This window comes from Ruegeria pomeroyi DSS-3 (genome assembly GCF_000011965.2).
Lineage (GTDB): Bacteria > Pseudomonadota > Alphaproteobacteria > Rhodobacterales > Rhodobacteraceae > Ruegeria_B > Ruegeria_B pomeroyi.
Map to the genome: position 1 here is coordinate 212,751 of NC_006569.1, position 21,671 is coordinate 234,421.

Here is a 21,671-nt window from a genome sequence, read left to right on the forward strand (position 1 = left end):
AAGAGGGCTCAATTGCCCTCCTCCAGTTTCTTGATGCGGGCCAGCATGTCGGCCTTCTCACGCAGGGTGGTGTCTGCGTCCTTGATCCGGGCAAGGCTGCGGATCAGCTTGGCCCAGCCATTCGAGTAGGTGAAGCCGCCCGGGTTGACATGCGCCAGCCCCTTGAAGTGCTTCATGATATGCTGTTCCCACATCTCGGCATATTCGACATCAATCGCGGTCGGATTGTTGCCCTGACTGGCGAAGAAGCCGAAGAAGCCACCGGGCGCATCCTCATCGGGTGCCGGGGGCGCCGGACGGTTGGTGGTCTGACCGGTCAGCATCCCGTCATCGTAGAGACCTTGCATGATGACCTTGGCTTCTTTCACCAGCTCGATGCCGTCGATCGTGCCCTGATCCATCACGTCAAGATACGAGCGAGCAAAGCTTTCCGAGTGGCACTGCGTACAGGTGGCAACCCAGCTTTCCTTACGCTCCTCGAACCACGGATGGTCAAGATTGTCGGCGATCTCGGGCATCGGGTTGAAGCCCCAGCGCACCTTCTGAACCAGGTTGTGGCCATACTCGCCTTCATATTCCATGTGGCAGGTCTGGCAGGTGGGCGCGGTCTGCCCGCCCTGTTCGAAGGCCTGCGCCAGCGGCAGTTCCCAGTCCCATTCGTCGCCCGACGCGTTGTAGATCACGCCATGCTTGGACAGCATGAAGTTTTCGAACTCGTTGTGGTCCACGCCGTTGTGGCAGGTCGAACAGGCCTCGGGCTTGCGCGCCTCGGCAGCCGAGAACTCATGACGTGTATGACAGGAGTTACAGGTGTTCTGCGTGGTGTGGCACATGGTGCAGCCTGCGGCCACTTCGCGCTGCTCCATCCCGGCCCAGATCGCCGTTTCGACATTGGCGATATATGACAGCGCATGGCTCGGGCGCCCGTCCGGCCACTGATCCTGTGGCCAGTCCAGCGTGTCACGCTCGGATTCTCGCTCGGCAAACTCCTGAACGTGGCATTGCCCGCAACTCGCTGCATCCGGCATGTAAAGATCGGTCTTGTGATTGCCGCTTTCGACCCCCACGCCCATGTGGCAGTCAATGCAACCGACATCATTCAGACGCTGACCTTCTTCCAGCAGACCCATCGAGTGCAGGTTGGTTTCGACCTGCCCGATCAGTTCCTGCTTGTAATGACGGCTGTCAGAGGCATCCAGGCCCCGGATCTCGTCCAGATTGCCATGCACCGAGTTTTCCCAGGAATGCACCCAGCCCGGGGTCACGCTTTCATGGCATTCCACGCATTCGGTGCGCGACACCTCGATGTCCAGATCCGGGCCTTGGTAGAAATTCTGCGGCGCCATATAGGCCGAAAACGGGATCGGCTCCCACAGGTCGGCAAAAGCGCCCTCACCGGCGCCCTGCTCGGGATCGCGGTAGCGTTTCACCAACGCGTCATACAACACATTCGGCGCAACATCCTTGTCCAGACCCAGCGCGGTGTAAAGCGCGTCGGGTATTTCCGCCCGGGCCGGGGTTATCAGTAACGCGCTGAACAACACACAAAGCGCCGGCCGGATCTTGTTCAGGAAATTCAACTTGGCTGCCATCATTTTCCTCTCCCTGCGCATGGTGCGGGCAACGGACTTCGTCAGCCTGGATCTTTGGGAAAAGCGGGCCGGGGGTGTAGAGCCGCCGGTATCATTTCCGATAGGTCCGGCGATAAATAACTTTATTACAGTAGCTTACGAAGATAGCAGCGCGCTTTTCAGCCGCCCGGAATCGCTTGATCCTCGGGCCTCAGTCATCAACACAAAGACCCCCTGCCCCGGCACGGGTCCGGAACGGGGGCAAGGGCAAACCTGCGGCGACCTGCGTCCCGAAAACCGGACCAATTCAAGCTGGAATTTTCCATTTATGATCCCGCATGCGGGAGAAGGAGAATTCGATGAAGAGACGCAAAAGCGAAAATTGCGTTTGTGCTGAAGCAGGTTGAAGATAACCCATTGATTTCTAACAGGAGTCACACTTCAGTGTAGCGCGCTCCGCGGCACGTCCACGAAACCGATAATGAGAGTCATGTATAACTCATAAATTGCCCGTTCGCCGAGGTTACCGATACTGCGAACACGCTTGGCACCTGTCACCCGGTGACGAAACGCCTAACGCTTGAGGCGGGCGGGCAGTCCGGTTATGTCACCGCCAAAGGAGAGCCCGATGCCCCAGTTCCTCGACAGCCGCCAACCCGATTTCGAGACCGCCTTTACCGCCCTCCTGGGTGCCAAGCGCGAGGACAGCCCAGATGTCGATGCGGTGGTGGCCGGGATCATCGCCGATGTGCGCGCCCGCGGCGATGCGGCGGTGATCGAGTTGACCGAGCGGTTCGACCGGGTCGCGCTGACGCCACAGTCGCTGCGGTTCTCCACCGAAGAGATCGCGCAAGCGGTCGATGAGGTGCCCGCCCCCGAACGCGCCGCGCTGGAACTGGCCGCCGCGCGCATCCGGGCCTATCACGAGCGGCAGATGCCGCAGGATGCGGACTGGACCGATGACACCGGCGCGCGGCTGGGCTGGCGCTGGTCGGCGGTCTCGGCGGCGGGGCTTTACGTGCCGGGCGGTCTGGCCTCCTACCCCTCCTCGGTGCTGATGAACGCCATTCCGGCCAAGGTGGCGGGCGTGGGTCGTCTGGCCATCGCCGTGCCCACCCCCGATGGGCAGGTCAACCCGCTGGTGCTGCTGGCCGCGCAGATCTCGGGCGTTGACGAGGTCTATCGCATCGGCGGCGCCCAGGCGATTGCCGCGCTCGCCTATGGCACTGACACCATCGCCCCGGTCGATAAGATCACCGGCCCCGGCAACGCCTTTGTTGCGGCAGCCAAGCGACGGGTGTTCGGCAAGGTGGGCATCGACATGATCGCCGGTCCTTCCGAGATCCTGGTGATTGCAGACCGCGACAACGATCCCGACTGGATCGCGCTCGACCTGCTCAGCCAGGCCGAACATGACGAAAGCGCCCAGTCGATCCTGATCACCGACGATGCCGCCTTTGGCCGGGCCGTGGCCGAAGCGGTGGACAAGCGGCTGGAAACGCTGGAACGCCGCGCCATCGCCGGGGTCAGCTGGCGCGATTTCGGCGCCGTCATCACCGTATCCGACCTGGACGAAGCGGCGGCGCTGTCCAACCGTATCGCGCCCGAGCACCTGGAGCTGTGCGTCTCAGACCCCGAGGCGTTGGCGGCCAGGACCATACATGCCGGGGCCATCTTCCTGGGTCAGTATACGCCCGAGGCAATCGGCGATTATGTCGGCGGCCCCAACCACGTGCTGCCCACCGCGCGCTCGGCCCGGTTCTCATCCGGTTTGAGCGTGATGGACTTCCTCAAGCGCACCACAATGTCGCGAATGACACCCGAGGCGCTGCGCGCCATCGGCCCGGCGGCGGCACAGCTGGCGCGCTCGGAAAGCCTCGAAGCGCATGGGTTGTCGGTTCAGGCCCGGCTCGACCGGTTGAACGGCTAGATTTCCAGATCGCGGGCAAAGGGAAAGAACCAGGCGCTGAGGCTGTCGAACATCTCGCGCACGGTCCCCGCGCGGCTGTCGAACTCCGCGAGACAAGCGCAAAGCGTGCCCAGTTCGCCGCATTGATCGGCCACCTCGACCAGTGTCGCCGACTGGTTGCGGCTGTACCCGCTCAGCGCCGACATCCGCAGCTCTTCGGGCCAATGGCGGGCCCGCTGGGCCAGCGCCTCGGCCAGGCGAAGCACCACCTCGCCCTCCTGCTCCTCGAGGATGCGCCGCAAGGGTGGGTAGAGGTCGGGGTTCAACCCCCGGAACATGCGAAACGCCAGGTCCGTTTGCGGCAGCGCTTCGCTGGCCAGCAACCGGGTCAGGTCCTCTTCCTCGCCGAACTGACGATAGAGATCGGTGATATCCGAAATCCCCGGCGCGCCATGCGCCCAGAATTTCTCCAGCCGCCCGGCCAGATCGGGGGCGGCTTCGAACAGTGCACCAAATTCCTCCTCCGCCCGACCAGCCCGCCCCGCCGCCAGCGACAGGGCACGCGGAGAGCGAGAAATGGGTTTGCCTGACAAGGGGACACCCCGCCCCGACGCCATCAAGGCGGTCTTGCGTCCCAGCCATCCGTCAAGAATGCTCCCGGACATGCGATAGGCATCCACGTAGGATTTGAAATCAGCGCCTTGCAGAACATCCAGTTCCTTGTGGCGTTGCATCGGATCGGTTTGCTGGGCAATGAACGCGATCACGCCCGGCAAGGCGCGCTGATGATCTGCGGAGTCTAGAAAGACGCTGGCGGCCTGGGCCATCGCGGATGTCTCGACCCCGCTGCCCGCCACCAGCAGGCATTGCCACATCGGGTGTCGCCAGTAGCCGCGCTGCATCGCGTCGGCATGATCTTCAGCTATCTCCTTGTTGCTGCGAAACTCCAGAGCCTCGAAATAGCGCGGCGCCAGATCGGCCACCTCGGCAAAGCGGGCAGCGGCAAAGGCGCGCTGGATGTCGCGCGACAGGCGCGAGGCGGACCGCCAGTCGGACCCGTCGGGACGATAGACATCCTCATGGGCGCGTACGCCCAGCGGATCACCGGCGCGGCTTTCGCTGGCTTCGCTGACGGTGGTGAAATCCTCGTCCGCCGTGCTCAGCCCATGTTGCGCGGCCGAGGTGAATTCCTGCTTTTCGGCCAGCTCGCGCAGATCGTCGCCCAGGTCGAACGCCTCTTCCTTGCTCAACACCCGGCCCAGCAGAACATTGACCCGCGCCCGCCAGGCGGCGGGCAACGTTTCCAGATCCTCGCCCAACGACAGATCCAGCGCGCGCGCGGTTTGAGCATCGAATTCCGGCACATCCCGTGGCGACAGAAACGCTTCGTAATAGAGCGCGTGAAGATTGCGCATCTCGGGGTCCATCGCCTGCCACCGCTGGCGGGCGCCCTCATCGGACCCGTCGGGCGGGCCCAGTCGGAAATAGTCGCGCGCGGCGGAACAGACGGCCAGCGCATCCTCGCGCAGCCGCGCCTTGCGCTTGTGGTCGGCGGCGGTATCGGCCTCGCGCGGGCCGGCAAACAGGCCAGCAACCATCATCCGCCGCACATCGGCCCGGTGACGCAGGTCAAAGGGCGGCTCGCCCGGATCGACCAGCCAGTATTCATTCTCAAGCTTTTTGCGCAGCGCCTCGGCCCTGCCCTCGGGCAACACGGTGCCCTCGGGCAGACCCAGACAGGGCACCGCCAGCACAAAGCGGATCAGGTCGGTATTGATCTGACGCAGCACCAGACCGGGATGCGCCAGGCTGCGCAATTCAGGGTCGTCGATCCGGTCGAGGATGCGTTCATAAAGGAAGCGATGGGCAAATTCCGAGCGAAAGGCCCCGGCCCCGTCCTCTTCCAGATCGGCGATCAGGTCGGCGATATCACCGTCATGAGTGCGCGCGTATTTAACAAATATCAACAGCGCCAGCGGGTGCCCCTTGAGCAGGCGGCTGACAGTGCGGCGCAGGGTCTCGTCGGTCAGCACCGGTGGGCGGTCGATACCCTTGCGCTGTTGGTCCTCTTCGGACAGGCGCCGATCCTCTTCCTCGATCAGCTGCGCGCCCGCCTCGACCGAGAGGCCATCCAGCGTGATCCGGCGCGAGGACGGGCCAAATCGGTCGTCCAGCTCCTCGCCTTCCAGCGGTTCGGCGCGGCCCGACAGCACACAGCGCAGGCCCGGCAGTTCGCGGCGGAACTGTTCCTCGACCGCCAGGATCAACCGCACCACCTCGCCGCCCTGCCGGTCGACCGCCTCGAAACTGTCAAAGGCCAGGGCGATGGGTTGCGACCGCAGGCCATGCGTCCAATCACCCCTGAACCAGCCGGGCAGCTGGCTTTCCAGGAAATCGGCCTGGGCACCGTGATCGCGCACCTCGCCCATCAGGTCGGTCGAGGACAACATCGCGCGCCGCATGCGCAATTGTTTCGAAACATTGGCGGCGGCTTCGGGCGGGTCCAGCGTGCGGGTCACGCCGACGGCAATCTGGTTGAGGATCTCACGGGCGATCTGGAACGGCGCGCCGGTTTTCAGCTGTGGCCGGTCGAAATCGAGGATCACGGTGATCGGGGCATCGCGCCGCGTCTGCCAATCCTGCAACAGCCGGGCCAGCACCGCCGATTTGCCGATGCCCCCTGTGCCGGTCAGCAACAGCGGGCGCGTGTCCTTGGTTTTGCCGCGCAGAAAGTGCGACAGGCGCCGGCGGATATTGTCATAGCCGAAATGGCGGCGCGGCAGCACGATGACCAGATCGCGCCATTTCTGCACCTCCTGGATTTGCCGCTTGGCCTCGCTTTCGAGCGTTTCGAGTGCGCGAGCATCCAGCGCCGGCACCGCGCGGGCGAACTGTACCGCGTCCAGAATGGCCGCGTTGTGGCGCAGATGGGTCAGCAGGCGGGTCTCGTTGTCGCTGCCCTTGGGCCGGGCCACCTCGACCTGCGCACCGGCCAGCAGCTGATGCAGCACCTGCCCGAACAGATCGTCCTGCCAGGGCGTGGGCGCCAGCTCCAGCGCCTGATCCAGCTGCGCCCGAGTCAGAAACCGGCGCAGCGCGGCGGCGCGCGGATCGGGCGCCAACATCCAGCCATAGCGGGGGGACGCTTCCGGCACCGGGCACAGAACCTCGGTCACGCCGCGCGACAGCGCGCCCAGAACATCATGGCGCAGGTCGGGCCGGTCCTCGACCCCAAGCGCATCACACAAGGCGTCGGGTTCGTAACAGCCGCACACCGCACTCAGCTCTTGTGCGAGGTCGATCAGGGCCTGCCGCATCACTCGCCCTCCAGACCCTGCGGATCGCGGGCGCCGACCCGCCCGAACAGCGCATCCGCCGCGCCAGCCACATGGGTTTCGACAAAGTCAGACATCCGCTCCAGCGGCGCCTCGGACCCGGCAAGCGAGGCGATGATGCTGCTGAGGAAACGCAGGCTGGTCTCGTCAAAGGGCTTGTCCCGCGCCCCGCGCATGTTCAGCCATTCGCGAAAGATCTGCCCCGGATCGGACAGGTCGCTCAGGCGAATGGCCGAGTGCAGCACCAGTTGGGGGTCGAGCCCGTTGATCTGGATATCCTCGCGCAAGCCGATCAACACCAGCCGCAGATTGTCCTGCCGCCCGATCTGTTCATACAGCGTCGACAGGAATTCGCGCCCCGAGGCATCGGACAGGTCGTGCCGGTCCAGATCGTCAAGCAGGATCCAGACCATGCGGTCGCCCAGCCGGTCGCTGACCTGCTGCATGAACTTCGACACCAGCCGTTTGACATAGGCCGGGGTGGTGGTGTCGGGTGCCTCGGGCAGGCTGGCCACCGCATCGGGGGCAAAGCTGGCCAGCGTATCGCAGGCCATGCGATAGGCATCGACCTGTACGTCGCCGGCGCGAAACACGATATGATGGTGTTCGGGCGCGGCAAAGAGCGCGCGCAGGATCTCGACCGAAAAGCTTTTGCCCGGGCGGGTGACCGCCACCTCCTCGTGGGATTCCACATGCACGCGCAGAATGCGGCGGTCGCCCTTCCACAGCTGCTCGAGCGCGGCGATGTAATCGGCGCGGCCAAAGACCGGTCGGCGCCCGTCCAGACAGCCCCCCACCGGGCTGAGGCCGGGGATCTCGGCCAGCTTGCCCAGCACCTCCTTGGCTGCCAGATCGGCGGCGACGGCGGTGAGCGGGACCGCCACGTTGAGCGCGGGATGATGACGGGCATCGGGCGGAGGGGTCAGGGCCTCGAGCCCCAGATAGTGCAGCGCCACCGGTTGACCATTCTGGTCCAGCGCCAGCCCGCCCGAGGAGCCACGCGCCGTAGTCGCCTGATGAAACAACCGCTGCTGGCGCGGTTGGCCATAGACCACCTTGCCGCCGGTGATCGTGTGTTCCTCCGAACCCGGATGATGCAGGATCCAAACCCCATTCGGCACGTCCTGCGTTACCCGCGCCAGATCGAACCAACCCCGTTGCAGACCCGGCGCGCCGGTCAGCCGGATCGCAGCATAGTCCCAGAACCCATCGACCGCGCGCAGCCAGGCGCGCCGCTTGGCCAGCTTGTCCCAGGCGTAATCCTCTTCCAGTTTGGGCCCGGTCTCGCTGTGGGCGATCAACCAGTCCTCGGCCACGTCGAACACCGCGCCCTTGCCCTCTTCGATGCCGGTTGTCGCGGAATAGTCGAAGCGGATCTGCAGATCGCCCGGCTCCAGCGGCAGGTCGATCATATCCTTGATCACGTGGAAATTGGTCAGCACCGTCGAAGGCCCCGATCAGAAAGCCGCTGCCGGTGACCCGGTCGCCCATCTCGTTCAGGGCCTCGACCCGGCAGAGCCGCCTGCGCCCCAGGATGATGCCGGGCAGGATGTTGCCGGGATCGGTCCAGAACGCGGTCTCGTCGACCAGGGCTTCGGTATTGGCCCGTTGCAGCGTGGCATGGGCGCGCTTCAACCCCAGCGCGCTGATCATCTTTTGCGCCAGTTGACGGCGATGCACCGGCAAGGGATCCGAGGCACCGATATCGAACAGGCCCGCCGACACGGCGGCGGCGAAACAGTCGGCCACCGCCTGCGGCCCGCCGAGCGCGGCCAGCGCCAGGCACAGCGCATCGCCGTCGCGGGCCGGGTTGAGCCCGCCGCCGCGCCCGGTCACCACCATCGCATGGGCAAAGCTGACCGGTGCCCCCGGCAGACGCCTGGCGGCCAGCCAGCCATCGTACCAGCCGCGCAGCTGCGGGCGCGCAAAATGAAGCCCCCGCACCACGCCCAGCACGCAAGAGATCAGCCGTTCCTCGGTCCAGTCCTGTTCCGTCATTCCCCCTGCCCGTTCAGCAACCCGGTGGCAAAGGCCCCGTCGCCCATCCCCAGCACCGCCTGAATATCATGCGCCAGGTTGGTTTCCAGCGACTGCCCGCCGAAATGCAGCCCGCACAGCTGACCCGGATTGTGCAGCGACAGGATGGCCGAACCCGAGTTGCCGGGTAAGGTGGTCGCATCATGGCTGAAGGCCCAGCCGCGCGGATCGCCCGTCACCGCGCCCGGGCGCGCCTCGATCATGCCGGGGCTGATGTATTTCACCCCGTAGCGGTCGCCATAAAGCTCGCCCAGCCGCGCCCAGAACGCCAGATAGGTATCCTGGTCCTGACGCGGGTCGGGGCCGCGCACATTGCGCGGCTCGGCCGGATAGCCGGCCACCAGAATCTTGGTCAGCGCCAGATCGGTGGTCGAGATCAGACCCCGGTCGATCGGGTCGGGCGGCGGAGCATGGCCATTGTCCGGGTCGATCCGCATCAGCGCCATGTCGAGCCGCGCCATGTTGACCGTGCGCCCGATCCGTGCCCCGCCCGCCGTCGCCACCTCGGTAAGGGTATAGCGGGTGGTCTCGTCGGCGGCGTCCGGGTCGAAGATGATCGAGACCGGAAAGCGCAGCTTGAACGGGCGCTGGCCGTTCTCCTCGGGCATCGGCTCAGCAAAGGCGTCGATCACGTGGCGGTTGGTCATCACCAACCCGTCCGCCAGCAGGAACCCGGTGCCCACATGCACCCAGACCCCTTGCGGATTGCGCGCGTCGATGCGGCCCACCGCGCGCACCAGCGGTTGCCAGCGGCTGACCGCCGTCAGCAGATCGGCCCGCCAGGTGCCCAGCAGCGGATCGAACAGTTCGGACCCGTCCGCCTGAACCCGGATCGCAGGCCGCCCGCTGAGCTTGACCAGCGCCTCGAGCGCAAAGCCCACCTCGCCCGGGCTGAGGCGCACGTCGCGATCCGGGTCCAGATGCGATTGCACCGCCTGGCGGATCTTGTCCGCCGCTTCGGCCTGCATGTCGGTGTCGACCAGGTCGGGGGCGGACTCGGCACGGGCCTGGAACAGCTCGTTCACCGTCTCCATCACCGTGTCCAGCCCCTCGCCCCTGAGCCGGTCGACCGAGGCCTCATAGCTGAGATCGGCGGCGCTTTCGGTGGTGCCGCCGCGCCCGGCGGCCAGCCGGCGAAAGGCACGGTCCAGCGGCGCGGGCGGTGCGGCGGGGGCCAACACCAGCCCCGGCTCGCCCAGCGGCTGCCGGTCACCCAGCAGCGCAGCCAGCGCCGGAGACGGCATTTCGCGCATCGCGTTCTCGACCGTGGCCGAGGCCTCGGGCCGTTCGCGCAGCCGCCAGTCGAAGGCAAGGTATTCCGCCTCGGCCTGCAGGCCACCCGCGTCGAAATCGGCGCCGAACAGCAGTTCGGCGGGACCGGCGCTTTCGGGGGCGGCGCCGACCATGATATCGGCGGGATCAAGCGCCAGCAGCGCCTCGGCGTCAACGATGCCCGCGCCCATCTGGGAGTGATCCCACCCGGCAGGCGCATTTGCACTCTGGCGCAGGGCGGCGCGGAACAGTTCCTGCAGCGGCAGGCCCCGGCGCCGCGCCTCTTGTCGCAGCGCGGTCCAGCCGTGATGTTCCAGCCACAGCGCCGCCACCCCCGCCGTCAGCGCCACCGCAAACGAGGTACCCTGCCCGGTATCGGTCACATCGCTCAGATCGGTCTCGCCCGGGCGGCGGCGCGCCACATGCACATTCTCCGCCGGAGCGGCAATATCGACCTCGGGGCCCCGGCACGACCCGCGCCAGCGCCGGCCGGCATGATCCACCCCGGCCACCGCGATCACGTTGCGGTCAAAGGCGGGATAGGTGACGAAACGCACGCAATTGCCCGCCGCCGCCAGCAGGATCATGTCGGCCGAAACCGCGCGCGCCACCGCGCGGCGGATCAGCCGGGGGGCAAAGCCGCTGCCCAGGCTCATGGTCACGATCCGGCAGCCCTGTGCCCGTGCGTGGTCCAACGCGCGCGCCACCGGCGCCCAGGATCCGATCACCACGGCGTTATTGGTGCGCAGAGGCACCAGCGAGGCGCGCGGCGCGCTGCCATTGACCCGGCCCGAGCGGCGGCTGATCACCACCGAGGCGGTGCCGGTGCCATGGCCCGGCGATCCCATCGAGGGCAACAGGGGGTCGGTCGGGTCGGGCGTGTTGTCGACAAAGTTGTATCCGCGCGCCTTGTCGACACCGTGTTTCAGCTCGTGATGGGCGGCCACGCCCGTATCGGGCTGGCCGATCCGCTGCCCGGCCCCGGTGACCCCGAACCGCGACATTGCCCGGTCGGCCTTGATCAGCCGCAGCGCCCAGTTGCGATCCGCCAGCGGCGGCGTATGCGCACGGCACAGGTCCCAGATCACATCGCCCACGTTTTCGACCGGCGGCGGCACGCTTTCGGCATCGGTAAAGGGCGGCAGGATATCAGGCGTGACCGAGACCAGATCCAGCGCCTCTTTCAGCGCAGCCGCCTCGGCAAAGAGATATCCGGGCGACTGTTCGATCGGCACGCCGGGAAACTGCAGGATCAACATGTCGTCATCGGCCTGGGTGGCAGGGAACAGATCGAACCGGTCCCCTTCCAGCAGCGCGGCGATGGCGCCGCGCGCGGCCTCGGCAGTAACCGGTTCGGGGTATTCCAGAGTAAAGGACAGGATGTCGGTGGGCAGCGCCTCCTGCCCGGTGGGCGTCGCCACCCGTGCCGCGGCTTTCAACAGGTCAAGCATGGCGGTCTCCTCCAAATGCGAAACAGAAAATGCATATCAACTATCCCCTCAGCCTAGCACCGGCGGGCCGGAAAAAGAAGAAAAACCCTCTCGCGGTGCGGGCATATGAACGCCCGGCTTTACCTTGCGTTGTGTTCGACGCATGATGGGGCGGACGGGGCTCAGGGTCTTGGCATTCGCCAAGCAAGGCAGTACTCCTCTGCCTGACTCTTTTCAGTATCCCGATTTCACCGCTCGCTCGAAAGGGAAAGCGCCGCATGCGCCCCACCAGCCGAAACGCCCTCCCTCCCCTTGAAACAGTGCTTGCGGGGGTGTCGCTTCTGGCCGGGCTCGAGGCCGAGATACTGTCCCGGTTCGCCGCCGACCTGGAGCTGGTGACGGTGCATACCGGCCAGACCGTGATGGAACAGGGCGAAACCTCGACCGAGATGTATGTGGTGGTCCGGGGCCGCCTGGTCGGGCTGCTCCTGTCGCCCAACGGCAAGGAGGTCGCCTTTACCGAGATCACCGCCGGGCGCTATTTCGGAGAGTTGTCGGCGCTCGACGGGCGACCCCGCTCGCTGACCATCTCGGCTGCCGAAACCACGGTTCTGGCGCGGATGCCGGCGCAGCGCCTGCTCGACTGGATGGCGCGCGAACCCCGGCTGGCCCATAACCTGGCCATCGACCTGGCCGAGCGCAACCGGGTGCTGACCGAACGGGTGTTCGGCCTGGTGGTGCATGACGTGGACAAACGGGTGCGCGCGCTGCTGATCCAGCAGGCGCAGGCGGCGCGGCAGCTGAAACCGGGCGGCGTGCTGGATCCCAGCCCCACCCATGATGCGATCGCCAACTATATCGGCGCCACGCGAGAGGCGGTCAGCCGCGTGATGGCACGGCTCTCTGCCGCAGGTGTCATCGAAACCGGGCGTCGGCGGCTTGAGATCGCCGATATCGAGCAGCTGTTCGAAGGGCTATGATGCGCCCCAGCGCTCTTTGAGCCGCAGACATTCGGGCAGCATCCAGCGCTCGCCCGAGCGCACCGCCCGTTCCAATGACGCCAGATCGCCGCTGGGCCCGTCGCGTTGCGCCGCTTCCTCGGCCAGGGCATGGATCACCCGAAAGGTGGGTTGCAGGAACTCGAACCCCTGCGCGCCCAGAACATTGCTGCCATAGGCATATTCGGCCTGCCCCTCGTCTACCCGGCCGGCGGCGATATCGCCGATGCCGGTCAGCATCCGCGCATAGACCAGCCAGAAGGCCAGCTCTTTCTCCTGCGCCAGCTGGCGCAGCTCGCTGGCATGGATCCGGAACTGGGACCAGTCGCGCCGGATCGCCGCCGGAAAGGCCGCGCCAAAGGTCAGCGTATGGCACAACGTATGGGTCAGCTCGGTCGCGCGCGCTGCCGCCAGCGCCGCCGCGGTGGCGGCGCGCGTGGTCTCGGGCGTGCCGGTAAAGGCCTCGATCGCAGCCACGCAGCACAGCACGGTCGCATGATTGTCGGTGGCGCCAAAGGGCCGCAACGGGTCGGCATGGCGGGCCGGGTCATAGGTGGCCAGGAACCGGTCCAGATACCCACGGGCATCGTCGAACTCGCCCCGGAACATATGGCTTGACCCCAGCATCCGGTCGAGCACCAGCGCATGCAGCCCGGTCGGGTCAGCGTGCGCGATATCGGCCAGACCGGCGGCAAATTCGTGGCCCGCGTCGATATCGCCCTGCACGCAGATGTCGATCCAGCGAAAGAACATGGTCGAAAACACCCGCTGGCTGCCGCCGGTACGCTCGATCAGCGCGTTGATCCGGTTCAGTACATCCTCACCCGCCGCGCGATAACCCTTGGCCCCGATCAGCGCCGGGAACAGCGCCAGCAGCGTGTCGGCCTCGAACTGGTCGCTCCAGTCGCCTTCGGTGGCGCCGATCCGGGGCACCAGTGCCAGCGCCCGGCGAAACAGGGCCACCGCCTCGGCATCGGCCGATTGCGCGGCGGCGGCGCGCCCGGCCTCGGCCCAAAGCTCGGCCGCGGGGCGCAGGCGCCCGGCCCGTTCCAGCTGATCGGCCATCAAGGTCGGCTCTACGGCCTGCCCCGCCGCGCGGCGCCGCGCCAGCGCCTCGGCAATGGCGGTATGGATGCGCTCGCGGTCGCGCGTCAGGATGATGTCATAGGCACAGTCCTGAAGGATCTGGTGCCGCAGGATCAGACGGTTCTCGTGCTGGCTGTCACGGGCAAGGTGCAGCTCGGCCAGGCCCGCCGCGATCAGCTCGTCCAGCGCCTCTTCGATGGAACCCGGTCCAGACCAGAGATCGCGCAGCAGCGGCACCGGTGCCTCGCGCCCGATGCTGGCCACCAGCCGCAGCAGCGGCCGCGCCCGCACCAGCCGCCGGATCCGTGCCTGAAGGCTTTGTTGCAGGCTGGAGGGCACCGACATATCGGGCAGGTTTTCCGCATCGACATCCTCGGGCCCGGCCAGCCGTGCCCGCATCTCCAGCGCCAGTTCCTCGGCAAAGACGGGGATGCCCTCGGCCCGCGCCACCAAGGGCGCCACCAGCGCCTCGGCGCCCTGCACGTCACCCAGCACCTCGCGCACGATGCTGTTGGTATGTTCGGGCGACATCAGACCCAAGGAGATCGGCACCAGCCCGTCGACCTTCATCAGACGTTGATCGGGCAGCGCATTGCGGGCGCTGACAATCAGCATCAGGCCCGGCGGTCGGCGCGAGGCCAACGTCAGCAGCACTTCGATGGTCGAGGGATCGGCCCATTGCAGGTCGTCGATCCACAGCACCTTGGGGCCGGATTCGGTTTGGCCGAAATGATCGGCCAGCAACCCGATCACCCGCGCCCGGCGCTGGCGCCGCTCGGCCTGGGTGGCCTTGGGCACCGCCTCCAGCTCGGCCAGCAAGGCTGTTGCGGCGGGCAGGTTGGGATCGTGATCCAATAGCAGCCGGAACGCGCCATAGGGTGTGTCGCGTCCCTGCTGGGGGCAATTGACATGGCGCACCGGGCGATCCTCGCGGCGCAACCGGTCAAGGAACTCTCCCACCAGCCGCGATTTGCCGATGCCATGCTCTCCGGCCACGGTGATCAGGTTGAAGGCGCCCATCGCCACCGCGTTCCAGCAGGCCGACAGCCGTGCCAGCTCGGACCGTCGGTTGACAAAGGGCACCCGGTTCGGACGGGCCAGCAGCGCCACGCCCAGATCGGGGGTCCGGCGCGCCTCGACCGCATAGACGGGCGCGGGCTCGTCGATCCCCTTGAGATGCCGGAGGCCGAGAAAATTCAGGTCGAAATGATGTTTGACCAAGGCCGCCGTGGTGTCCGAGACCACCACCCCGCCCGGCTGCGCTTCGGCCTGAAGCCGCGCGGCCAGGTTGACCACGGCGCCATAGGCCCGCCCGCCGCGCGCGTTCTGGCTGAGCTGCCGGTCACCGATCACCACCGGCCCCGAAGCGACCCCGACCCGCACCTGCATCGGCAGCGCGCCGGGAACAGCGATCGCACCGACCTGCCGGCAGGATTCACAGGCGGCCATCACGCCGCGCAGCGCCGCATCCTCCAGCGCCTGCGGATAGCCGAAATAGATCAGCACACCGTCGCCGTGATACTGCGCCACATGCCCGCCATAGCGGTCCACCGCGCCATCCACGGCGCGATAGAACTCGCCCAGAAGATCGGTGAACCGCTCCTCGCCCAGCGTATGGGCAAGCTGGGTCGAGCCGACCAGATCGCAGAACACCACCGTCAGATACAACCGCTCGCTCTGATCCTCCTCGACCGGGGCGGGCGGCGCAACAATGGATTCCGCATCGCGCATATCGGCGATGCGGGCCAGGATCTTGCGCCTGTGCCCCAGAGAAGTCACCCCGAGATCCGTCAGATCCTGATCCGACAGATGCTCAAGCACCTCCAGGTCGATATCGGCCTGTTCGAACCGCTCGGCGTATACCTCCAGGCCGATATCGGCCAGCCATGAGGTGACAGAGCCGATGGTTCGGGACATGTCGGTCATTTCTCCCTTATCCGGCGATCGCCTGGATCGGATCTTCGAACCCACGGAAACCCGGCGGGAAACCCGGCCCCGGCGGATGCCATTCCAGCGGCTGGATGCTCTGCGGGAACCGCAGCAGGTTGATCGGGTCGTATTTGTGCTTGATCAGACGCAACAGCCAATAGGTATCGCCCCAGTATTCATCGGCAAAGCCGGGATTATCGGGGCTGGGATAGTTCTGATAGCTCTGCCCGGTCCAATGCGGAGCAAAGGCTGCCTCCCAACCCGCGATGAACGCCAGCATGGTTTCCTTCTCCTGTTCCGTCAGCCAGAACACGTCGAAGAACAGGTCGCAATACACATCCCGGTGAAAGAATGCGTTTTCGCCCTTTGGCATCCGGGCGATCGCGCCGCCATAGATCTCCATCGCGGCGATCGTATAGGGGCTGGGCGAGGTGCGGAAATAGTCCAGCAGCGCCTTCCAGCCCGCCGCGTCGATCGGCTTGGCGACATAACGGCTGATCTTTGCCTCTGGCGGCGGCATCGGCGTCATGTCGGCGGGGAATTCCGGTACCTCGTAGGGTTCGCTCAGCAGGATGCGGTTGAGGTCGATATATTGCTGCGGATCGTAAATCGCCTGCAAGGTCGCGCCCGGCAGCGCCAGCACCGGGGCCAGCTTCTCCTGCAATTCCTCACGGGTGCCGCGATACATGCCCCGCATCAGCAGGACCGGTTCCTTGGCCTGCCCCTCGGGCCCCTCGAAGGCCCAGATCATCTGATAGCCCATCGTGTCGGGCGCACCGGTGCGCATGAAGTTCTCTTGCAGCCAGGCCAGCGAGGTCGCTGTATCCTGCACGCCCGCGTCGGTCTGCATCGACCAGCGCACGGAAAAGCCCGCGAAGGTCGAGCCGCGATACAGCCGGTACTTGACCCCCAACAGCACGCCAAAGTTGCTGCCGGTGCCGCCGCGCACCGCCCAGAACAGGTCGGGGTTCAGCTCGGCATTGGCATGCACGATGCGACCGTCGGTCATCATCACGCGGATTTCCTCGACCTGGTCGCAGTTCATGCCGAAGATGCGCGCGGTAAAGCCATAGCCGCCGCCCTGCATATACCCGCCGACACAGACATCGGGGCAGGCGCCGCCGGGCGTGTGCAGATCATAGGGCAGAAGCTTGGCGTTGAACTTGCCGAAATTGGTGCCCGGCCCGACCCAGGCGCGCAGCGCCTCGGGGCTGATGCAGACATCGTTCATTCGGCTGACGTCGATCAGGAACCCGTTCTGCGACGAGAAGCCCGCCGTGCTGTGCCCGCCCGAGCGCACCACGACCGCCATCGACAGCGCCCGCGCCACCCGCAGGCACTCGGCTACGTCGGTCTCGACCTCGCAATAGACGATGACCTGCGGATAGGCCGAGAACCGGGGGTTCGACAGCATCCGGTCGGTGTCGTATTCGGGATCGCCCGGCAACACCACGGTGCCCAGGATGTTCTTCTGAAGCTCTTCGGCGTATTTCGGGGGGAGGCCATCGAAATCCGGATCGGTCTTCTGGTTCTGGGCCCAAACTGCGGATCTTTCACGCAAACGTTGCGCACGACTATCATACCAAAGCACGGCTATGTCCTAAACTGAGAATATCTGGGGGCATCGTAGAAGAGCGACCCCACACTTTGCAATCGCTTCTCACGTTTAGGTCGAAATTTCTGATCCGGCTCGCCTTGGTTGGCGCAAATGTCAGAGCCGGTCGCGCAGGCTGAACCACAGCATGGCAAGGATCAAGAGCGGCGTGCGCAGGGCCGGACCGCCCGGAAACGGGCGCCCCGGAACGCGTGCCATCAGATCAAAGCGTTCGGCCTGTCCGGCGATGGTTTCCGCCGCAATCTGCCCCGCCAGCGTCGCCAGGGCGACGCCGTGGCCGGAAAACCCCGACAGGCTCAACACATTGCCCGACAGTCGTTCGAAATGCGGCATCCGGTTCATGGTGATGCCCAGCGTCCCGCCCCAGGCATGGTCGATGCGCACATCGGCCAGCTGCGGAAAGATTTCCAGCATCGGCTTGCGCACCTTGGCGGCGATGTCGGAGGGAAAGCGATAGCCATAGCTCTCGGTGCCGCCGAACAGCAGCCGGTGATCGTCGGAGAACCGGAAATAGTTGATCACGAACTTGCTGTCGGCCACCGCATGGTTGTTGCGGATCAGCGCCTCTTGCCGCTCGGGCCCCAGCGGTTCGGTGGCGATGATATAGTTGTTGATCGGCATGACCCGCGCCGCCACCCGGTCGTCAAGCCGGCCCAGATAGCCGTTGCAGCCCATCACCACATGGCGCGCTGTGATCTCGGCGTCATCGGTACGCAGAAGCGCCGGATCGCCCTCGGTGAGCGTGCTGACCTTGGAACGCTCGAAGATGCGCACACCGGCGGCCACCGCCATCCGTGCCAGGCCCAGGACCAGTTCCAGCGGGTCGATATGGCCCGCATCGTCGTAAATAGAACCGCCGTGATAGGCATCCGACGCCACCAGATGCCGCATCTCGTCCCGGTCAAGCGCCCGGATCGCGGTATAGCCGTATTCCTCGTGCATATGGCGCACATAGTCGTGGCTGTGCGACACGAAGCGTTCGCGATGATCGGCATGAATGATGCCTGGATGGAAATCGGCATGCACCAGATCCGAGGCCGCCAGGTCGCGCACCAGATCGACTGATTGCCGTGCCACCTGCCACAGGGCATGGGCATGGTCCCGCCCCAGCATCTTTTCCAGCTCTTGCTGGTCCAGCCGCTGGCCCTGACCGACCTGGCCGCCATTGCGGCCAGAGGCGCCGAAACCGACCCGCTGCGCCTCGAGCAGGACGACGTCATAACCGCGCTGCGCCAGATGCAGCGCCGCCGACAACCCGGTGAATCCGCCGCCCACAACGCAGACATCGCAAGTCAGCGCGCCTGCGGCCCGGGGGAACGGGTCCAGCGTGCTTGCATGCGCAGCATAATACGAGGGCGGGTATTGCCCGGGGCGGTCGTTTACGGTCAGCAGGTCCATCATCTCATCCCCTGTTTCGCCGCCTGCTATAGCAGCAAATCCGGGGGGCTTCCAGATATGATCAAATTTTTGATCGACCGTTATGTCAGCCCGCCGTGCCGATCAGCGCCACCCCTGCCGCCATCAGCGCCGCCGCCCCCAGACGGCGTTTCCAGTTGCCTTCGCCCAGAAAGACAAAGCCGATCAGCGCTGCGAAGATGACCGAGGTTTCGCGCAGGGCCGAGACCGCGCCGAGGGGGGCGAAGTTCTTCGCATAAAGGACCAGCCCATAGGCCGCCATCGACACCAGCCCGCCCAGGATGCCGGTGGCCCAGACCTTTGGCTTCAACCCCGCCAGCGTGCCCCGTTTGCGGATCGCGACAAAGCCCGCGATGAAGATATGCAGGAACGCCCCCCAGGCCCAATAGGACAGCGTGTTCTGCGACAGCCGCACCCCGATCCCGTCGACCACGGAATAGGCCGAGATACACAGGCCCGTGCCCACCGCGAATCCCAGCGCCGCGCGCCCGACCCCGTGGCGCAGCGCAGACCAGCTGCTCAGCTGGATACCAGCGGCAATGGTGGCGATTCCGACCCAGGCCTGCGCCGGCAGGGTTTCGCCCAGCAACAGCAGCGCCCAAAGCGCCACCAGCGCCGGCACGATGCCGCGCGCGATGGGATAGACCACGCTCAGATCGCCGTGACGATAGGCCTGCCCCAGCATGTAGTAATAGCCGAAATGGATCACCGTCGAGAGCAGGATATAGGGCAGGCTTTCGGGCGCGGGCAGCGGCAGCAGCGTGACCATGACCGCGCCCGCCAGCACATGGCCCGAGGCGACAAGGCCCAGCATCGTGGTGCGGTCCGCCGCGCTTTTGACGATTGCGTTCCAGATCGCGTGCAACAGGGCCGCCGACAGGATGATGGCGACGATGCCCGCCGACATCTCAGTCCTCGTCCTGCGTGGCGGGCAGGGTTTCGATCAGGCGGGTCTCGAGCAGCTGGCCGTTGGCGTAAAGGATCGGATAGGCCACAGCCGAGATATGGCTGTTGAATTCCCGCAGGGCACGCAGGGTTTCCAGATGGCAGTCGCTGGTGTCGAAACTCTGCACCTCGCCATTCTGCAACCGCCGGAAATGCCGCTTGCGGCTGCTGCGCTCGGCGCGTTTCAGCTCGGTCTTTTCCAGGCTCAGCAGACGCGCGCTTTCCAGATCGTCCGAGATCAGCACGTTCGAGGCCAGTTTCATGTTGGCCAGAATGGTTTCGTGCATGTGCTGCAATTCCGACCAGCCCTCTTTCGAGAACTGGTTGCCGGTCTTGCGCAGATCACCCGCCAGCACACAAAGCCGCCCGGCCACCACATCGCCGGCGGTTTCCAGCCGCACCGCATATTCCAGCATGTCACGCGCGCTGCGCGCCGCCTCGCGCCCGATCTGATCGGCGGGCAGCGCGGCGACATAGCGGCGGATGCCCGACAGGCAGGCATTCACCTCTTTATCCAGCGATTGAACGGCCTTGATCCGGGTCTTGTCGCCATCGCGGTAAAGACCCAGTACCGGGCGGAACATCGCCTCGACCAGATCGGCCATGCGCAAAAGCTCGCGTTTCAGGCTCGACACCGCCTGCGCCGGACTGCCGATATGGGCGGGGTCCAGGCTTGAGGCCGGGCGCGCCAATGTGTCCGCGTCGACCGGCTGCGCCGGGTCCGGCAACAGCCGGGCAAAGGGTGCCGCCAGCAGGTTGCAGAACGGCAGCGCCAGCACCAACAGCGAGGCGTTGAAGGCCAGATGCGCATAGACCAGCTCCTGCCCGCCATGGGGGCCGGGGGCAAAGCCGTTGCGCAGCGCCAGATTGACAGCAAACAGGCACAGCACCGCCCAGGTGCCGCGCAGCGCCAGATTGGCGAATGGAATGCGCCGGGCGGGCATGGTCATGCCCCGCGACAGCCAGACCGGAATGAAAGCGCTGCCGAAATTCGCGCCCAACACCAGTGACAGACCAGCAGAAAAGGGGATCGCGCCGATCTGAACCAGCGTCACGCACATCAGGATCGCCGCGACCGAGGAATGCATGACAAAGGCCAGCGCGCCGCCCACGATAAAGGCGGTCACATAGTCGCGCGCCAGATAATCTGCGATGGCGGGCAGAAAGGCGCTGTCGCGGATCGGGTCCATCGCCTCGCGCAGGAACCGCAGCGAGATCAGGATAAAGGCGATGCCCATCAGGATGCGCCCGAACTGACGCGCCTTGCGCTGTTCGGTCTTGACGAACAGCCAGCCGCCCACTGCCAGCAGCAGCGGTACCAGCCAGTCCAGCCGATAGGACAGGATCTGGATCACCAGTGCGGAGCCCAGATCGCCGCCCAGCACGATCGCCAGCCCCTGACCGAACCCCATCAACCCTGCCCCGGCAAAGCCCGAGGTCAGCAGCGCCACCGCGGCCGAGCTTTGCAGCACCACCGCCATGACCAACCCCACCGCCCCGGCCCGCATCACGCCGTTATTGCCGGTCATCACCCGCTGAAAGGACGAGCCATAGGCACGCTCGATCCCGGTGCGCACCATCCGCACCGCAAACAGCAGCAGCATCGTCGCGCCCGCCAGGCTGATCAGAAAGGAAAAGATCGCCATGGCTCAGCTTTCGGGGCAGGTCGCGCGGGGGTTCAGGGGGCGGTTCAACGTGGCGGGCTCCTGTTCTTGTGTCGTTATGGCCCCGCCGCTCTTGGAATGATGTGAGACTCAATTGGCTGGGGTCTTGAATTGACCCAAGCTGCCTCTGTTCGCGCAAACTGGCAATGGGCAAACCCACAAAACCGGTATTTTTCGGGCAAAGACGGTCACTATCCGGCGATCACAGCAGCGACAGCGCCAGCAACAGCAGCACAAAGCCGGTCAGGACCGTACCGATGCCGCGCATCCAGGCCGGGCTTTGCCCCAGCTCCAGATAGCGCGACAGGATCAGACGCGCCTTGATCAGCGCCAGGATCAGCACGCCCGAGCCGATCAGCGCCTGAGGTACCGGCGCCAGTGTCAAAAGCGCGCCCGCGAGGCTCAACCCCAACAGCGCCAGCCAGGCGCGGCTCAGCGGATCACAGAGAAATGCGCGCATACCC

Annotated in this window: 14 protein-coding genes; 4 read left to right on the forward strand and 10 right to left on the reverse strand. The window is 65.7% G+C overall.

Annotated elements, in window-relative coordinates; genetic code table 11:
- Nucleotides 1-8: 8 nt before the first annotated feature.
- Complete coding sequence (locus SPO_RS20840) at nucleotides 9-1,592, reverse strand: multiheme c-type cytochrome (RefSeq protein WP_230981831.1); 1,584 nt, start codon at nucleotides 1,590-1,592, stop codon at nucleotides 9-11.
- On the opposite strand from SPO_RS20840, the gene SPO_RS23010 reads away from it, so the two are divergent.
- The gene (locus tag SPO_RS23010) at nucleotides 1,582-1,968 is read left to right on the forward strand and encodes a hypothetical protein (RefSeq protein WP_144084101.1); all 387 of its coding nucleotides are present in this window, start codon (nucleotides 1,582-1,584) and stop codon (nucleotides 1,966-1,968) included. The two genes, SPO_RS20840 and SPO_RS23010, sit on opposite strands and share 11 nt — an antisense overlap.
- Before the next feature lie 231 nt (nucleotides 1,969-2,199).
- A complete protein-coding gene (gene hisD / locus SPO_RS20845; RefSeq protein ID WP_011241981.1) occupies nucleotides 2,200-3,501 on the forward strand; it encodes a histidinol dehydrogenase in 1,302 nt (433 codons plus the stop codon).
- On the opposite strand, the gene SPO_RS20850 is transcribed toward hisD, so the two are convergent.
- Together SPO_RS20850 and SPO_RS20855 are read right to left on the reverse strand one after the other, a co-directional pair.
- Nucleotides 3,498-6,797 (reverse strand): hypothetical protein, encoded by a 3,300-nt coding sequence (locus SPO_RS20850; protein WP_011241982.1) that lies wholly within the window; start codon nucleotides 6,795-6,797, stop codon nucleotides 3,498-3,500. The genes hisD and SPO_RS20850 overlap by 4 nt on opposite strands.
- On the reverse strand, nucleotides 6,797-8,257 hold the full coding sequence (locus SPO_RS20855) for a trypsin-like serine peptidase (protein ID WP_044029530.1): 1,461 nt from the start codon (nucleotides 8,255-8,257) through the stop codon (nucleotides 6,797-6,799). Before SPO_RS20855 ends, SPO_RS20850 begins: the two co-directional genes overlap by 1 nt.
- On the opposite strand from SPO_RS20855, the gene SPO_RS22690 reads away from it, so the two are divergent.
- Nucleotides 8,232-8,876, forward strand: a complete 645-nt coding sequence (locus SPO_RS22690) for a hypothetical protein (protein WP_144084102.1) — start codon at nucleotides 8,232-8,234, stop codon at nucleotides 8,874-8,876. The genes SPO_RS20855 and SPO_RS22690 overlap by 26 nt on opposite strands.
- Here the strand turns inward: SPO_RS22690 and SPO_RS20860 are convergent.
- Nucleotides 8,810-11,575: a S8 family serine peptidase gene (locus tag SPO_RS20860; RefSeq protein WP_011241984.1), complete on the reverse strand. Its 2,766-nt coding sequence runs from the start codon at nucleotides 11,573-11,575 to the stop codon at nucleotides 8,810-8,812. The genes SPO_RS22690 and SPO_RS20860 overlap by 67 nt on opposite strands.
- A gap of 311 nt (nucleotides 11,576-11,886) precedes the next feature.
- Between SPO_RS20860 and SPO_RS20865 the strand changes: the two genes are divergently transcribed.
- The gene (locus SPO_RS20865; protein WP_051420474.1) at nucleotides 11,887-12,534 is read left to right on the forward strand and encodes a Crp/Fnr family transcriptional regulator; all 648 of its coding nucleotides are present in this window, start codon (nucleotides 11,887-11,889) and stop codon (nucleotides 12,532-12,534) included.
- On the opposite strand, the gene SPO_RS20870 is transcribed toward SPO_RS20865, so the two are convergent.
- The 6 genes from SPO_RS20870 to SPO_RS20895 form a co-directional block, all read right to left on the reverse strand.
- On the reverse strand, nucleotides 12,529-15,555 hold the full coding sequence (locus SPO_RS20870) for an adenylate/guanylate cyclase domain-containing protein (RefSeq protein ID WP_011241986.1): 3,027 nt from the start codon (nucleotides 15,553-15,555) through the stop codon (nucleotides 12,529-12,531). The genes SPO_RS20865 and SPO_RS20870 overlap by 6 nt on opposite strands.
- 16 nt (nucleotides 15,556-15,571) lie before the next feature.
- The gene (locus SPO_RS20875) at nucleotides 15,572-17,128 is read right to left on the reverse strand and encodes an FAD-binding oxidoreductase (RefSeq protein WP_230981832.1); all 1,557 of its coding nucleotides are present in this window, start codon (nucleotides 17,126-17,128) and stop codon (nucleotides 15,572-15,574) included.
- A gap of 150 nt (nucleotides 17,129-17,278) precedes the next feature.
- Entirely contained in the window at nucleotides 17,279-18,580 is a 1,302-nt protein-coding gene (locus SPO_RS20880) for an NAD(P)/FAD-dependent oxidoreductase (RefSeq protein ID WP_011241988.1), read from the reverse strand.
- 85 nt (nucleotides 18,581-18,665) lie between these two features.
- A complete protein-coding gene (locus tag SPO_RS20885) occupies nucleotides 18,666-19,505 on the reverse strand; it encodes an EamA family transporter (RefSeq protein ID WP_011241989.1) in 840 nt (279 codons plus the stop codon).
- 1 nt (nucleotide 19,506) lies between these two features.
- The gene (locus tag SPO_RS20890; protein ID WP_011241990.1) at nucleotides 19,507-21,189 is read right to left on the reverse strand and encodes a Na/Pi cotransporter family protein; all 1,683 of its coding nucleotides are present in this window, start codon (nucleotides 21,187-21,189) and stop codon (nucleotides 19,507-19,509) included.
- A 220-nt stretch (nucleotides 21,190-21,409) separates the two neighbouring features.
- The gene (locus tag SPO_RS20895; RefSeq protein WP_011241991.1) at nucleotides 21,410-21,667 is read right to left on the reverse strand and encodes a cytochrome C oxidase subunit IV family protein; all 258 of its coding nucleotides are present in this window, start codon (nucleotides 21,665-21,667) and stop codon (nucleotides 21,410-21,412) included.
- Between the last annotated feature and the right edge of the window lie 4 nt (nucleotides 21,668-21,671).